This is a genomic window from Trueperaceae bacterium, from assembly GCA_019454765.1.
GTDB lineage: Bacteria > Deinococcota > Deinococci > Deinococcales > Trueperaceae > JAAYYF01.
This window is the reverse complement of sequence record JACFNR010000001.1, coordinates 45558-60327: the sequence shown is the minus strand read 5'-3', so window position 1 is coordinate 60327 and position 14770 is coordinate 45558. Positions and strand designations below refer to the sequence as shown.

Genomic DNA, 14770 nt, shown 5'->3' with positions numbered 1-14770 from the left:
CCCTGCCCCACCCCACTCCCTGGGACGACGTGTTCGCGCCCGGGGGCGCGCCCGGTGGCGCGCCCGGGGGCGCGCCCGGGGGCGCGCCCGGCGGGCTGACGGTCGAGGTCGGCTTCGGCGACGGGCGCTACACCGTGAGGCGCGCCGCCGCCGAACCCGCCATGCGTTTCGTGGGGCTCGAGGTGTCCTCTGGCAGCCTCCAACGCGCCCTGAAGCGCGTGAAGAGCGCCGGCGTCGCCAACGTGCGGCTCCTCAAGGCCGGCGCCAACGTGGCGGTACGGCAGCTGTTCGCGCCCGGCAGCGTCGACGCCGTCGTGGTCAACTTCCCGTGCCCCTGGCCGAAGGAGCGGCACGTGAAGCACCGCCTGCTGAACCGCGGCTTCTTCGAGCTGGCGGGCTCGCGCCTGCTGCCCGGGGGCGAGTTGCGGCTGGCCACGGATCACGCCGACTACCTCGGGTTCGCCCTCGCCGAGGCGGCGGTCACCGGTCTCTACGTGGCGGAGCGCCCCGAGGCGCCCGCCGAGGTCTTCGAGACGAAGTACGCGCTCAAGTGGCGCGAGCAGGGGAAGCCCCTCCACTACGTGGTGTTCCGCCGCAACCGCGCCGCCGCGCCGGAGTTCCCCCCGCTGGAAAGGCCCCACGTCATGCCTCACGCCCTCCTGCACGGCACCCTGCCGCACGACGCGCACTTCGAGAAGGTGGTCCTGCCTTACGCCGGCGGCCACGTGATACTGCACGAGGCCATGCGGTCGTTGGGTGGGGAGGACGACCCGGGTCGCCTGCTCGTCCGCGCCACGGTGGAGGAACCGGACCTCAAGCAGCAGGTCCTGGTGCTGGCGCAACAGCGCACGGCAGACGAGGTGATCGTGAGGCTCGAGAGCTTCGGCGACCCGCTCGTGACGCCGACGGCGCGGGGTTGCGTGCACGCCGTGACCGAGTGGCTGCTGGCCGGAGCACCTCTAGAGGTCACGGCGAGGAACTACTGAGGTGGCGGCGCTGCCCGTGCTGACGCCGCTGGCGGAGTGGCGCCGCCAGAAGGACGAGTTCCTCGCCACGGACCCGCGCTCGCCCCTCGCTGGGGTGGCGGGCTTCCGGGGGCTCGCCTACTTCGCCGAGGATCCCGCGGCGCGCGTGGTGGCCAGGGTGACCCGGCCGGCCGCGCCGCGGCCTGTGCGCCTGGCCACCTCGAGCGGCGAGGAGCGGAGCTTCCTCGAGTACGGCGTCGCGCGCTTCGAGCTCGGTGGCGCCCGGCACGCCCTCACCCTCTTCGCGCCGGTCGACGCGCCCGAGGGGCCGCGCCTGTTCCTGCCGTTCGCGGACGCCACCTCCGGCGCGGAGACCTACGGCGCCGGGCGTTACCTCGACCCGCACCTCGCCGCGCCGGCCGCCGGCAACGGGGCGCCCGTCGACCTCGTCCTCGACTTCAACTACGCCTACCACCCCTACTGCGCCTTCGCGGAGGGGTACACCTGCCCGTTCCCGCCCGCCGGCAACCGCCTCCGCGTGGCGGTGCGCGCGGGTGAACGCCTGCCGGACCCGGCCGCGCCGTGATGGAACTGCTGTCGGCGCCGGGGTTCGGCACGCTGCACGGCTTCACCGGCCGGGCGGGCGGCGTCAGCGCCGGCGCCTTCGCGAGCCTCAACCTGGGCCTCAGTTCCGGCGACGACGTCCGCGCCGTCGAGCGGAACCGCGACCTGCTCCTGGGTCACCTCGGGTTCACGCGGGAGCAGGTGTGCGCCTTCGATCAGGTGCACGGCGACAAGGTCCTGGCGGGGGACCCGGGTTGGTTCGAGGCCGAGGCCGACGCCGCCGTCACGGCCCGCCGCGACGTGCTGCTCGTCGTGAGCAGCGCCGACTGCGTGCCCCTCCTCTTCCACGACCCGGTGCGCGGCGTGGTGGGGGCCGCCCACTGCGGTTGGCGGGGCACCGTCGCCGGCCTGGCGGGCAAGGTGGTCGAGGCCATGGTGGCGCGGCACGGCTGCCGTCCCGGTGACGTGCGGGTGGCCCTAGGTCCTTGCATGCGCGGCGCCTGTTACCAGGTGGGACCGGAGGTGGTGGAGGCGTTCGCGGCGGCGGGCTTCCCGCCCGGCTGCCGGCGGCCCGACCCGGCGGCGGCCGACCGGTGGTTACTCGACCTGCCCGCCGCCAACCGCTGGTCGTTGGCGGAAGCCGGGGTGCTGGGGGCGAACGTGACCGACTTGGCCGTCTGCACGCACTGTCGGCCGGAGTCCTTCTACAGCCACCGCCGCGATCGCGGGGTGACGGGGCGGCACTGGGCGTTCGTGGCGCTTCCCTCGGCCGATCCCGCCGCGCTGCCGCGGGGGGCGTGACGGTAGCATGACGGCGATGTGGTGGGTCGCGAGGTCGTCAGCGTGAGCGGCGCGAGGCTGGCGGCGGACGACGTGCGCGCCCGGCTGGCCGCCCGCGCGCCGGTTCACATGCAGATCCCCGGGTTCCGGCGCGCCGCCGTGCTGGTGCCCATCCTGCAGGGGCCCGGCGGGCCGGAGCTCCTCCTGACGGTGCGCTCCAGCCGGCTGCGCAGCCACGCCGGCCAGATCGCGTTCCCGGGCGGACGCCTGGAGGGGGGAGAGGACGACGTGGCGGCGGCCATCCGCGAGACCCGCGAGGAGGTCGGCCTGGTGGTGGGGCGCGACCAGGTCCTCGGCCGCCTCTCCGACCATCCGTCCCCGGCGGGGTACGTCGCCACGCCGGTCGTCGCCCTGCTCGACTGGTCCGCGCCGGACGAGCTGGCGCCCGACCCGGCGGAGGTGGCGGAGGCGTTCACCGTTCCCCTGGCCGAGTTGGCCGTCGTCACTCCCACCTCGCGCGTCGGCCAGCTGCAGGCGTACCGGCGCCGCATCTACTCGTACCTGTGGCGCGACAGGGACATCTGGGGCTTCACCGGCAACGTCGTGCACGACCTACTGGGCGCCCTCTACGGCCGCGGCGCGGTCGACGGTCGGGACCCGTTCGCTCCGTGAAGGGCCGCGACCTGCGCGTCGTCCGCGGCGAGGAGCGCTACACCTTCTCGGCCGGGGTGCTCGTCGAGGCGCTGCAGAGCGCCGGGGTGCCGACGGAGGAGGCGATGAGCCTCGTTCACGACGTGGAGGCGCAGTTGCGGGAGGGGTCGTCGCACCGCGTCGAGCTGAACCACCTCATGCGGGTGCTCGCCGACGGGGTGAGGCGGCGCGTGTCGGGGGCCGCGGCGGCGCGCTTCCTGCGCCAGACTCCCCCGTTCGTCCCGATCGTGGTGCTGCAACCGGCCGCGGGGGGGACCCCCGACGCCGGCGGTCCGCCACCCGAACGGTTCTCGCGTCGGCGCCTCGCCGCCGCGCTCGAGAAGGTCGGCCTGGGCTTCAAGGAGGCCAACGTCGTGGCGCTCCAGGTCGAGCAGGGGATCCGGAGCGAGGGGCTCGAGCAGCTCGAGCGGGTCGACCTGGCGCGGCGCGTGGCGCTGGCCCTCGAGGGCAGGTACGGGCGCGACCTCAGGCTGCGTTACGAGGCCATCACCTCGAGCAGCTTCGAGGTGCGCGTGCAGGAGGCCGACGGACTGGCGCTGCCCTTCTCGCGCGGCATCCTGGCGCAATCGCTCACGGCCGTGGGGCTCGCCCCTGACCTGTCCCACAACCTGGCGAAGCGGGTCGAGGAGGCCCTCTACGCCAAGCACCTCAAGGTCGTGAAGCGCGAGCACGTGCGGGCCGAGGTGGTGAAGCTCTTGCGGGTGGAGGCGGGGGACGAGTTCGCGCAGCGCTACGCCATGATGCGCGCGGCGCGCAACCGCGAGCGCCCCATCGTGGTCCTGTTCGGGGGCGCTCCCGGCGTCGGCAAGTCCGCGCTGGCCTCCGAGGTCGGCTACCGCCTCGGCATCCCGCGCATCGTGTCGACCGACTCGGTGCGCCAGGCGCTGCGCTCGCTGATCGGGCCGGAGCTGAGCCCCATCCTGCACGCCAGCACCTACGAGGCGTGGCGCGCCGAACTCCTCCCGGGCGAGCGCGAGACGGCCCAGCCGGAGCGCCTGCGCGTGCTGCGCGGCTTCCTGGCGCAGGTCCAGCAGCTCAACCCGGCGATCACCGCCATCGTCGAGCGCAACATCGTCGAGGCCACCTCGATCGTCATGGAGGGGGTGCAGCTCGTGCCCGGCCTGTCGCCGTCGCGCGATTTCAAGGGGGCCACGGTCATCCCGGTCGTCCTGGCCGTCGCCGACGAGCAGGACCACCTGGAGCACTTCGCGACCCGCGAGGGTCAGACGGGCGCGCGCCGCGCGAAGCAGGCGTACCTCGATCACTTCGTGGAGATCCGGGTGATCCAGGATTACGTGACGCAGCAGGCCGAGCTGAGGGGCGTGCTCGTCGTGGAGGCATCCGACTTCGACCGGGCCGTGGAGCGCTGCATCGACCACGTGCTCGACGTCATGCTCATCGAGCAGGTGCGGGGCGGCGACACCGCCGGCGAGGGGGCTTCATCCGCTCCCGCATGAAGAATGTTATCGCTGGAGCGGCCGAGCGACGGCCTAGACTGGCCTCAGGAGGAGCATGTCCACACCCGCCATCGCAAGCGAGCGGCTCACCAAGGTCTACGGGAAGCGACGGGTGGTCAAGGACCTGACGTTCCGCGTCGACCCGGGTGAGGTCTACGCCCTGGTCGGCCCCAACGGCGCGGGCAAGACCACCGTCATCAGGCTCGTGACCGGGTTGGCGTTCCCCACCTCGGGCAGCGTGAGCATCCTCGGGATGGACCCGCACCAGAAGCCCGAGGTGAGGCGGCAACTCGGCGCCGTGGTGGAGGCGCCCGCCGCCTTCTACCCCTACCTCACGGGGCGGGCCAACCTGCGCCTTCACGCCGACCTCGCGGGCGGCGTCGAGCGGGGCCGCATCTCGGAGGCGCTGGGCCTCCTCGAGCTTTCGGACGCCGCCGACAGGAAGGTGGGCGTCTACAGCCTGGGCATGCGGCAGCGCCTCGGGGTGGCCGCCGCCATCCTGACGAGGCCCAACGTGCTGATCCTCGACGAGCCCGCCAGCGGCATGGACCCCTTGAGCCTGCACCTCGTGCACTCGGTGCTGCGGCGCGCGGCCGAGGAGGGCACGGCGGTGCTCCTCTCGACGCACCACCTCGACGAGGTGGTGGCCTACTGCACGCGCGTGGCCATCCTGGAGGAGGGCGCGCTCATCGACGAGGTGAATCTCTTCGACAGGCGCGACCGCTACCGCCTCCGCCCCACCAACGTCGACGCGGCCATGCGGATCTTGGGCGCCTCGCCGTTCGTGCGGCACGCCACGGTCCGCGGCGCCGAGGTCGTGTTCATCCCGGCGGGCGCGAAGGAGCTCGGCGCCGTCACGCGGGTGCTGGCGGACGGCGGGGTGGGCGTGCTGGAGATGCAGCGCGACGTCTTCGACCTGCGCGCCTACTACCGCGAGCGCGTGAGCGCCGAGCGGTCGCGGCGCACGGGCGTGCAGGCCCCCGTCGCCTACCCGGGGGAGGCGTGATGAGCGTCCTCCTCAAGATGGAGCTGAGCAAGCTGTGGCGCCTGACGAGCGTGAGGTTCGGGCTGCTGGTGCTGGTGCTCTTCCCGGTACTGTGGGCGTACGCCCCCGGCATCTTCGAGGTGTACGGCTTCTTCCTCGTGTCGGGCTACCAGGTGCCGGCGCTCGGCCTGCTGTCGTCGATGCAGTTCCTGCTGCCGCTGCTCACGGCCATCACGGCCGCCGAGCTGCTGGGCATGGAGATCGCCAACGGCACCCTCCCGACCGTCCTGCTCCGCCCCATCACGCGCCCCAACTGGTTGGCGGCCAAGCTCGTCGCCGCCGCCGCCTACCCGTTCGCCATGTTGACCGTGTTCCTGCTCGCGTCGCTCGTCGCCGGGGCCCAGTTCGGCTTCGGGACGTTCGTAGGGGGGACGGGCCTGGGCGAGGCGGGTCTGCTCGGCACCGGCGCGATGACGCCCGGGGGGGCGCTGGCGGAGCTGCTGCGCGGCTACGTGCTGGCGGCTCTCGCGCTCGTGCCCATCGCCATGCTGGCCGTCATGTTCACCGTGGTGTTCATGAACGCCGCCGGCGGCGCGCTCGCGACGCTGGCCACCCTCATCTTCATGCAGCTCCTCGTCGTGTTCCCGCGCCTGGAGCGGTTCCTGCTAACGACCCAGCTGAACGCCTACTCGCTGCCCACCTCCGACCTGTCGTGGGTGGTCGCGCTGATCTTCCTGTACGCCGCCCTGTTCGCCGCCGTCGCCGTGGTGCTCTTCGAGCGGAAGGACTTCTAGTGCCGAGGCGCCCACCGCGGCGCCCGGGCGGCGGGCCTCGGCGCCCCACGAGGGCGGTGCTCGCCTGGGCGCTCGTGCTGCTCGCCGCGGGCCAGGCGGCGTGGGCGCAGGGCATCAGCTACACGGTCCAGGTGGTGGCGTTGTCGGATCGCGATTCGGCCTTGAGGGTGGTGGGCGACCTCCTGCGGGAGGGGTACCCCGCCTACGTGGTGCGTTCCACCTCGGCTCAGGGCGACGTCTTCAGGGTGCGCGTCGGCGTGTTCGCGAACCGTCCGGCGGCGCTCACGTACGCCGACGCCATGCCGGAGGTGGGCGGCGGCCGGCCCGTGCCGGCGTTGGCCGAGGCCATCCCCACGGGCATCACGCCGTTGGCGCCGAGGCTCCTGCTGCAGGAGGACGTCAGCGGGGTCGAGGCGCGGCTCCTGCGGTTCGGCTCGGGCGGGCTCGCACTGCGGTTGCAGTGGCGCGTGCCGCTGGGTCAGGCCGAGTACGTGATCCTGCGGGAGGGCGCCGTCGAGCGGGTGCGGGCGTGGCAACTCGTCGAGGGGCCGGAAGGTGTCCGCCTGCGCGTGCGCGACATGGCGTTGTGGCCGGACACGTGGCAGCAGGACAGCGCGGAGGTGCGGCAGGGTTACCTCACGAACCTCGTGATGCTGGTCGCGGACCGCCTCGGCGTCGGCGCCGCAGAGGTGATGGCAGCGCGGTACGTGCCGCCTGGCGACGAGGTCCCGCGGTTGATCGTCGTCGAGCGCGTCCTGGCCGGGGCGCCGGACGCCGCAGAGCTGCTCGGCGTCGGGCTGCCCGCGGGGGGCATGACGCCCGCCGGGCCCATCGCCTACCTGGGGCTGGATCCGGGGACGCTCCCCGGCGTGCCTGCCTCCGCCCGCATCGACCTGGCGACGCGCAGCGTGAGCGGGGAGCTCGCCGAGGCGACGTGGGCGGGGTTCGAGGGTGGCGCCGTGCCTGAAGACCCAGAGGCGCCGGGGGAGAACCCGGCCCATCCGGCGCCTCCGCCCGGGGGCGCCGTGACGGGTGACGGCTGGACGGCGGCGCCCGACGGGCGGTTCGTGCGCCTGAGCGTGGACCCGGCCGGCGCGGCGGGCGGCACGGCGGCGAGCTGGCGGGCCTGCGTGGGGACGCCGCTATGGAGCGACGGCCGCTACCTGCTCGCCCTACAGGGCGGTGTGCTGCTGGTCTACGACTTCCTCCCGCGCTGAGCCGGGCGTGAGGCGACTGGACGCCGCGCGGCGGGTCATCCGCCGGCCTCAGGCGCCGGTCGGGGCGGCGTCTACCGTCGCGCGGCCCGCGGCGCCGACGGGGGCGACGCCGTGCTCCACCAACCACTTCTCGACGGCCATGGCGGCGCGCGTCCCGGCCCCGACGGAGGTGCCGAGCTGGCGGTAGACCTCGTCGGCGACGTCGCCGGCCGCGAACACGCCGGGGACGTCCGTGTAGACCTCGTCGCGCACTTCGACGTAGCCGCTGTCTCTAAGGGCCACGGTGCCCCTCAGGTAGTCGGTGTTGGGTACGTGGCCGATGTAGACGAACACCCCGTCGGCCGGGACGAAGCCGGCCTCGCCCGTGAGCGTGTCGCGCGTGTTGACCCCCGTGACCTGCCCGTTCGCGCCGAGCACCTCCGTGACGACGGCGTTCCACACGAAGGTCATCTTCGGGTTGGCGAAGGCGCGCTCCTGCGCCGCCTTGTTCGCGCGCAGCTCGTCGCGGCGGTGGATGACCGTCACCTTGGAGGCGAACTTCGTCAGGAAGTAGCCCTCCTCCACGGCGGCGTCGCCGCCGCCGACGACGACGACCTCCTTGCCGCGGTAGAAGAAGCCGTCGCAGGTGGCGCATGTCGACACGCCGCGGCCGTACAACTCGTCCTCGCCTGGCACGCCGAGGCGGCGCGGGTTGGCGCCGGTGGCGATGATCACGGCGTTGGCGTGGTAGTCGGCCTCGTAGCCCATCACCAGGAAGCCGCCGGCGGCGTGGCGCTCGAGGCCGGTGACCTCGTCCATCACGATGCGCGCCCCGAACTTCTCGGCCTGCGCGACCATCCGCTGGGAGAGTTCGGGCCCACTCACCCCCTCAGGGAAACCGGGGTAGTTCTCCACCTCGTCGGTCTGGGCGATCTGACCGCCCGGCAGCCCGCGCTCGAGGATGACGGTGGCGAGCTCGGCGCGGCCGGCGTAGACCCCGGCCGTCAGGCCGGCGGGACCCCCTCCGATGATCACGACGTCTTGTCTATGTACCTGCTTGGGCATCGGCGCCTCCATACGCTAGGAATCTAGCACCACGGCGCCGGGACAGCGGTCCGTCCAGATACCCTCTCGGGGTATGCGGAGCGCTGGTGGGGCCCGCTCGGTCGGTCCCACGCGCCAAGTTGGCCCGCCGCGACGCCAGTGAGGAGTCTCACAGGTCGCGCTTCGGTGCGTTCTCGTGGTGAAATTGTCATACGTGCACCGTGGGGCCGGTGCTAGCTTCTGAAGCGGAAGAGGTAGAGAGCGCACGGGTAGGTCGCCCGCGGGAAGGGTGGGCGACGAGCGCGGGGTCCACCGGGTCCCGCGGCACGCCCGCCTAGACGCCTCCCTCGCGAACGGTCACTAAGGAGGCGCGTCCACGCGATGCCCACGCCGCACGAACCAAGATCCCCAGGCGGAGGGGCGCTCACGGAGAGCGCCGCCGACGGCGCCGCTGCCCGCTCCGCACCCGACCCCATGGGGGCGGCCGACACCGCCACCGTCGTGGCGGCCGTCACGAGCCTGTTCGGTGGCGAGCCGTTCGCCATCTCCGACCTCGGCGCGGTGGGCCACCCCGTGGTGCACGCCTCCGCCGCCCTCGCGGAGCTGACCGGCTTCGCCGAGGGCGACTTCGTCGGCCGCAACCTCGGTTTCTTGCTGCGCAACGACACGGATCAGGAGGGGGAACGCCTGTTCCGCGCCGCCACGGCCGCGGCCAAGCACGTCACCACCGTGATGCGCACCTACCTCTCCGACGGCTCGCTGATCTGGACCGAGCAGCGCCACTACCCCATCCACGCCGGTGGCGGGGTCCCCCGCCACCTCCTCACGCTATTCCGCGACGTGACCGCCGAGGTGCACGCCGAGGGAACGCAGGCCATGCAGCTCGAGCTCTCCAGCTCCCTCGAGGGGGACGGCCGCTTCTTCAGCTACGCGCTGCTGCTCCACGACGACGGCCGCGCGGAGGTGGCGTGGGCGTCGGACGCCTGGCAGCAGCTCACCGGCTACACCCTCGACGACCTCAAGACGCGCGGGCTCAAGCGCTTCGTGCACCCCGAGGACCGCGACCAACTACTTGAGCGGTTCCAGGGGCTGCGGGAGCAGGAGCGCCGCACCGATCAGCTGCGGCTCGTGACCCAGCAGGGCAAGGTGATGTGGGTCGAGGACTTCGCCGCGCGCAGTTGGCGCTCGAACGAGGCGGGGATCACCGCCGTGTACGGCATGATGAGGGACGTGACGAGCGCGCGCCGCGACACCGCCAACCTGTGGCGCCTCGCTCACGTGGACCCGCTCACCGGCCTCCCGAACGCCCACCTGCTCGAAGACCGCATCCAGCAGGCGCAGCTGCAGGCCCGCCGCAACGGCACCAGCGTGGCGCTCGCCATCCTCGACCTGGACCACTTCAGGTTCGTGAACCAGACCTTCAGCCAACGACACGGCGACAGGCTCATCGCCGAGGTCGGCCGGCGTCTGCGCCGCACGCTGCGGCGCACCGACACCCTCGCGCGCCTCGACGGCGACACCTTCGCGCTTCTGCTCGCCGACCTGCCTTCGCCCCGTGCCGTGCTGCCCGCCCTCGACAAGGTGCTCGCCGCCGTGCGCGAACCGTACGCGGACGGCAGCCTCACCCTCAAGCTCTCCGCCAGCGTCGGCGTCGACATGCAGCGCAGCGGTGTCCGCGCGGCCGCCCAGATGCTCGAACGGGCCACCGCCGCCCTCGTCAGGGCGAAGGAGACCAACCGCGGCGCCTTCCGCTTCTTCGAGGACGAGACGGACGTCGCGATGCGCTCGCGCGTGGCCGTCGAGGCCGAGCTCAAGCGCGCCATCTCCGAGGACCAGTTGGTCCTTCACTACCAACCGCGCGTGCAGCTCGACAGCGGCGCGGTCAACTCCGTCGAGGCGCTGGTGCGGTGGCTGCACCCCGTGAGGGGCCTCCTGAAGCCGGCCGACTTCGTGCCCCTCGTGGAGGAGTCGCAGCTCGGGCCCGCCCTCTTCGAGTGGGTCGTGGAGCGCGCCTGCCGCCAGGCGAAGCGGTGGCAGCGGCAGCGCACCCCGCGCCGCGTGGCCGTCAACGTCAGTCCGTCCGCCTTGGCCCACGCCGACCTCGGGCACATCGTCCAGTCGGTGCTGGCCCGCTACGACCTGCACCCGGGCCTGCTCGAGCTCGAGATCAGCGAACGCACGGGCCACGAGACGCTCTCCGCCGGCTCGGAGAAGCTCGAGGAGGTGCGCGCGATGGGCGTGCAGGTGGCGCTCGACGACTTCGGCGTCGCCCACTCGTCGCTCACGCAGCTCAGGTCGCTCCCGCTGGACGGACTCAAGATAGACCGGTCGTTCATCTCCAAGCTCGACTCGCGCACGCCCAGCCTGGACGTCGACCTGCTCCGCGCCATCATCGCGCTGGGCAAGAGCCTGAGGCTGCGCGTCACGGCCGAGGGGATAGAGACCAAGGAGCAGAACAACATCCTCCGCTCCATGGAGTGCGACGACGGCCAGGGCTTCCTCTTCAGCCAGCCGGTCCCGGCCGAGTACGTCATGGCCTCCGCCTGACGCACGGGCAACCGCGGGCCGGCGGCGCAGGGACCCGCCACCTTGCAGGTAGCGCGGGGCCCCGCCGTGCGGCGCTCTGGCCGGATAACATGGCGGGTCTTGAGTCTGGCAACGGGGGCCGGCGCGCACCTCACTGCCACGTGAGGAGACGGCATGCCTGAGAACCCGCTGCTCTCGACCGCCTTCGAGGTTCCGTTCCACGAGATCGCCCCTGAGCACGTTGTCCCCGCCATGCGCGAGGCGCTGGCCGCCGCCGAGGCGCGCCTGGCGACGCTCGTCGCCCCGCCCGAGGACGACGGCGCGCTCACCTACGACAACACGCTGCAGGCCCTCGACGACCTCTTCGAGAGCGTCCTGAGGCCGTTCCGCCTCGTGAGGCACCTGGTTGGCGTCGTCACTGGCCCGGAGCTGCGGGCCGCCTACAACGAGGCGTTGCCCGAGGTGACGGGCTTCGTCGCTCGCCTCAGCACCAACCACGACCTGTGGCGCCGCGTCGCCGCTTACGCGGCCGGCGGGGAGGGCGCCGCCCTGACGGGCGTCAGGGCCCGTCACCTCGCCAAGACCCTCGACGAGTTCCGCCGCGCCGGCGCCAGCCTGCCGCCCGACCGGCGCGAGCGGGTCGAGGCGGTCAAGGTGGAGCTGGCGCGCCTGACCACGAAGTTCGCCGAGAACGTGCTCGACGCCACCAACGAGTTCGAGCTCGTCGTCGAGGACGAGAGCGCGCTCGCCGGCCTACCCGCGAGCGCCCTGCGCCGCGCCAGGACGCGGGCCGCCGAGCGCGGCCTGAGCGGCTACCGCTTCACCCTGCAGGCGCCCTCCTACCTGCCGTTCGTCAAGTACGTGGACGACCGTCAGCTCAGGCGGCAGCTCTACGAGGCCTACTTCCGCGTCGGCACCGCCGAGCCGCACGACAACCGCGGCGTCATGCGCGAGATCCTCGCCCGGCGCAGGGAACTGGCTGGCCTCCTCGGCTACGCGGACTTCGCCGACCTGCAGACGGAGGACAGGATGATCGGCTCCGGCGCGCGCGCCGCCGAGTTCGAACGCGACCTGGTGGCGCTCACGCGCCCCTACTTCGAGGCCGAGGTCGAGGAGCTGGAGCGCTTCGCCGCAGGGGAGCTGGGCATCGAGCGGCTCGAGCCGTGGGACCTGGCGTACGTCGCGGAGAAGCTCCGCATGGCCCGCTTCGCGGTCGACGAGGAGGCGCTCAGGCCCTACTTCCCGCTTCCGCAGGTGCTGAGCGGCCTGTTCGACCTCACCCGGCGCCTCTTCGGCGTCGAGGTGACCCGGGTCTTGGGCGTGCCCACCTGGCATCCAGACGTGGAGGTGTACCACCTGCGTCACGAGGACGGCACCTTCCTCGGTTCCATGTACGCCGACTGGTTCCCGCGCGAGTCCAAGCGCGACGGGGCGTGGATGAACGGGCTGGTCACGGGCGGGCCGAGCGCCGCCGGCTTCGAGCCGCACGTGGGCGTCGTCGCCTGCAACTTCACGCCGCCAGAGGGCGACGCGCCGGCGCTCCTCACCCACGCCGAGGTCGAGACGGTCTTCCACGAGTTCGGCCACCTGCTGCACCACGTCATGTGCCGCGTCGAGGTCAGGGCCCGCTCGTCCATGAACGTGCCGTGGGACTTCGTTGAGCTGCCCAGTCAGTTGCTGGAGAACTGGACCTGGGAGCCGGCCGCCACCAAGCTGTTCGCGCGTCACCACGAGACGGGCGCGCCGCTACCGCCCGAGCTGTTCGCGCGACTGGTGGCCGGGCGCAACTTCCTCGAGGCTTCCAGCCAGATGCGCCAGTTGATGTTCGGCACCGTCGACCTCGCGCTGCACCGCGACTTCGAGCCGAGAGAAGGCGCCGACCCGCTCGCCTTCGGCGGCGGCATCATGGCCGCCATGGAGCCGCGCCCGGACTTCGCCAGGCCCGGGCGCCTGGCGCGCTTCACCCACATCTTCTCCGGCGGTTACGCCGCCGGCTACTACTCCTACAAGTGGAGCGAGGTCCTGGACGCCGACGCCTTCAGCCGCTTCGTGCAAGAGGGCATCTTCAACCCCGCGACCGGGCGACGCTTCGCCGAGAGCGTCCTCTGGCGCGGTGACGCCGACGACGCCGCGCAACTATTCAGGGACTTCATGGGGCGCGACCCGGACCTGGGCGCGCTCGTCAGGCGCAGCCTCGGCGAGCGCGCCTGGGGTGGCCGCCCCGACGCCGCCGCGCCCCGCGTCGACTAGCGCCCCGGCGCGGTGAAGCAGCCGGAGCCCAAGGCGCGTGCCGCGGCCGTAGCCGGCCAGGCCGTCGGCGCCGCCCTGCGCCCGCAGGTACGCGTCGTAGACGGCGTTCGCTCCGCCCTTGAGTAGCGGCGCCTCGAAGCGCGCCGCGGCCCTCGCGGCCGCCTCGGTGTCGGCCACCGCCCGCGCCGGCCAGGCGTCCACGAACCGGGCCGTAGCGGCCGGGTCCATGCCGGCCGCGACGCCACCGGCGAGCCGCACGGCCGCCGCGTAACGCACGTTGGGGTCGTCGCAGGTGATCCCGGCGAGGTGAGCGACGGCCTCGGCCTCGGCCTCCTGCGCGAACCCGGCGACGTGCGCCAGCTCGTGCAGCGCGACGCCCAGGCGCGCCACGGGCGGCAGGCCGGCGTCGACATGCGGTTCTAGCAGCCACGGCGACACCACCCCCGCGTAGCCGAGGCGCAAGAGGGTGCCCGCGGGAAGCTCCTTCACGCGCGCCGCGGGGGCCGGGGCGGCGTCCCGGGCCGGCGCGGGGGCCGGCAGGAGCTCCCGTCGCAGTGCGGCGGCGGTCGCGTTCACGCAGTCGGCGGCCGCCACGCGCGCGTCGGCATCGGAGGTCGAGGCGGCGCCGTCGAGCGCCGCCGCGGCGGTGGCGAGGTACTCGAGCAGCCAGCCGCGCACGACCGCGGGGTCGGGCGTGGGGAGGGCAGCCGCGGCCGCGGCCAGGCTGCCGCCGCGGTAGGCGAGGCCGAAGCCGAGCGGGAACCATGCGGTCAGCACGCCGACGCTCCAAGCCGCCAGCAGCGGCAGCGCCCGCCGGGCGCGCACGCCGCCCTGGCCCCCGGGGCGCGCTGCCAACCCCCACGCCGCGCAAGCGGCCAACACGGTCAGGAGGGCCCCGAGGAGCGCCAGGCTGAGACTGACGTCGGTGCGTCCCGTGAGGCCGGTCGCTAGCCGCTGCCAGCGCGGGAACCAGCCCGCCAGGTAGAGGCCGTCGACCCAGGCGCCCGGCCAAGGCGCGAACTGCAGCGTCAGGCCGGCGGCGACGAGGGCCGCCGGTGCGAGGTAACGCGCCGCGCGCGCCCGCCGCGGGGAGGCCTCGGCGCGCCCGCGTGGCGAGGGCGGCCTCACGCCCACCCCTCCGCCCGCAGGTAGTCGCGCAGTTCCGCCACGTGCCAGCCGTCCGCCACCGGCCGCAACCACCGCGCGCCAGGCGGCGCCTCGCTCTGCAACTGCACCGCCTCCGCCCCCATGACGGTGAACGCGAGGCGGGTCGCTGCGTCCACGAGGGCGGAGCGCGCCCACGGCAGCAGGCAGGCGTCGGCGGGCTCGAGGAGCCGCAGGTGCGCCACGCCGTCGACGAGGGTCGCGCGCGCCTCGGGCGGGCGCGGACCGGCCGCCACGCCGGGCGCCCAAGGGTCGTGGGCCGGGCCAGCGCCGGCGCCCGCGGCGCCACCGGAGCGCGCCCCGCCGAGCGTCTGGGCGGCCTCGGCGAAGCGGA

General features: G+C 73.4%; 13 protein-coding genes. 10 read left to right on the top strand and 3 right to left on the bottom strand.

What is annotated here, in order from left to right; translation table 11 throughout:
• From H3C53_00265 to H3C53_00230, 8 genes are all read left to right on the top strand, one after another.
• The coding region (locus tag H3C53_00265; GenBank protein ID MBW7915108.1) for a methyltransferase domain-containing protein at nt 1-986 on the top strand (986 nt) is incomplete at its 5' end.
• A gap of 94 nt (nt 987-1080) precedes the next feature.
• Complete coding sequence (locus H3C53_00260; protein MBW7915107.1) at nt 1081-1551, top strand: DUF1684 domain-containing protein; 471 nt, start codon at nt 1081-1083, stop codon at nt 1549-1551.
• A complete protein-coding gene (gene pgeF, locus H3C53_00255; GenBank protein ID MBW7915106.1) occupies nt 1551-2330 on the top strand; it encodes a peptidoglycan editing factor PgeF in 780 nt (259 codons plus the stop codon). The genes H3C53_00260 and pgeF overlap by 1 nt, the downstream gene beginning before the upstream one ends.
• A 108-nt stretch (nt 2331-2438) precedes the next feature.
• Nucleotides 2439-2981: a CoA pyrophosphatase gene (locus tag H3C53_00250; protein MBW7915105.1), complete on the top strand. Its 543-nt coding sequence runs from the start codon at nt 2439-2441 to the stop codon at nt 2979-2981.
• Nucleotides 2978-4477, top strand: coding sequence for a hypothetical protein (locus H3C53_00245; protein ID MBW7915104.1), 1500 nt, complete (start codon nt 2978-2980; stop codon nt 4475-4477). The genes H3C53_00250 and H3C53_00245 overlap by 4 nt, the downstream gene beginning before the upstream one ends.
• 55 nt (nt 4478-4532) lie before the next feature.
• Nucleotides 4533-5483, top strand: a complete 951-nt coding sequence (locus H3C53_00240) for an ABC transporter ATP-binding protein (GenBank protein MBW7915103.1) — start codon at nt 4533-4535, stop codon at nt 5481-5483.
• Nucleotides 5483-6256, top strand: a complete 774-nt coding sequence (locus H3C53_00235) for an ABC transporter permease (protein ID MBW7915102.1) — start codon at nt 5483-5485, stop codon at nt 6254-6256. Before H3C53_00240 ends, H3C53_00235 begins: the two co-directional genes overlap by 1 nt.
• Before the next feature lie 56 nt (nt 6257-6312).
• Nucleotides 6313-7473 carry an SPOR domain-containing protein gene (locus H3C53_00230; GenBank protein MBW7915101.1) on the top strand — a complete coding sequence of 387 codons (1161 nt, stop codon included), beginning with the start codon at nt 6313-6315 and terminating at the stop codon, nt 7471-7473.
• Nucleotides 7474-7521: 48 nt separating this feature from the next.
• On the opposite strand, the gene trxB is transcribed toward H3C53_00230, so the two are convergent.
• A complete protein-coding gene (trxB, locus tag H3C53_00225) occupies nt 7522-8529 on the bottom strand; it encodes a thioredoxin-disulfide reductase (GenBank protein MBW7915100.1) in 1008 nt (335 codons plus the stop codon).
• Nucleotides 8530-8877: 348 nt separating this feature from the next.
• On the opposite strand from trxB, the gene H3C53_00220 reads away from it, so the two are divergent.
• Both H3C53_00220 and H3C53_00215 read left to right on the top strand, forming a co-directional pair.
• A complete protein-coding gene (locus tag H3C53_00220) occupies nt 8878-11043 on the top strand; it encodes an EAL domain-containing protein (protein ID MBW7915099.1) in 2166 nt (721 codons plus the stop codon).
• Nucleotides 11044-11196: 153 nt separating this feature from the next.
• Entirely contained in the window at nt 11197-13272 is a 2076-nt protein-coding gene (locus tag H3C53_00215) for a M3 family metallopeptidase (GenBank protein ID MBW7915098.1), read from the top strand.
• On the opposite strand, the gene H3C53_00210 is transcribed toward H3C53_00215, so the two are convergent.
• Together H3C53_00210 and H3C53_00205 are read right to left on the bottom strand one after the other, a co-directional pair.
• Nucleotides 13159-14400 (bottom strand): DUF3810 family protein, encoded by a 1242-nt coding sequence (locus tag H3C53_00210; protein MBW7915097.1) that lies wholly within the window; start codon nt 14398-14400, stop codon nt 13159-13161. The genes H3C53_00215 and H3C53_00210 overlap by 114 nt on opposite strands.
• Nucleotides 14397-14770 (bottom strand): hypothetical protein (locus H3C53_00205; protein ID MBW7915096.1); only part of this gene is annotated, 374 nt, incomplete at its 5' end. The genes H3C53_00210 and H3C53_00205, both read right to left, overlap by 4 nt.

Excerpts from the sequence above, each read along its gene's own strand:
- pgeF (MBW7915106.1), top strand. The coding sequence starts at position 1,551 with ATGGAACTGCTGTCGGCGCCGGGGTTCGGCACGCTGCACGGCTTCACC.
- H3C53_00220 (MBW7915099.1), top strand. The coding sequence starts at position 8,878 with ATGCCCACGCCGCACGAACCAAGATCCCCAGGCGGAGGGGCGCTCACG.
- H3C53_00235 (MBW7915102.1), top strand. The coding sequence starts at position 5,483 with ATGAGCGTCCTCCTCAAGATGGAGCTGAGCAAGCTGTGGCGCCTGACG.
- H3C53_00240 (MBW7915103.1), top strand. The coding sequence starts at position 4,533 with ATGTCCACACCCGCCATCGCAAGCGAGCGGCTCACCAAGGTCTACGGG.
- H3C53_00215 (MBW7915098.1), top strand. The coding sequence starts at position 11,197 with ATGCCTGAGAACCCGCTGCTCTCGACCGCCTTCGAGGTTCCGTTCCAC.
- trxB (MBW7915100.1), bottom strand. The coding sequence starts at position 8,529 with ATGGAGGCGCCGATGCCCAAGCAGGTACATAGACAAGACGTCGTGATC.
- H3C53_00250 (MBW7915105.1), top strand. The coding sequence starts at position 2,439 with ATGCAGATCCCCGGGTTCCGGCGCGCCGCCGTGCTGGTGCCCATCCTG.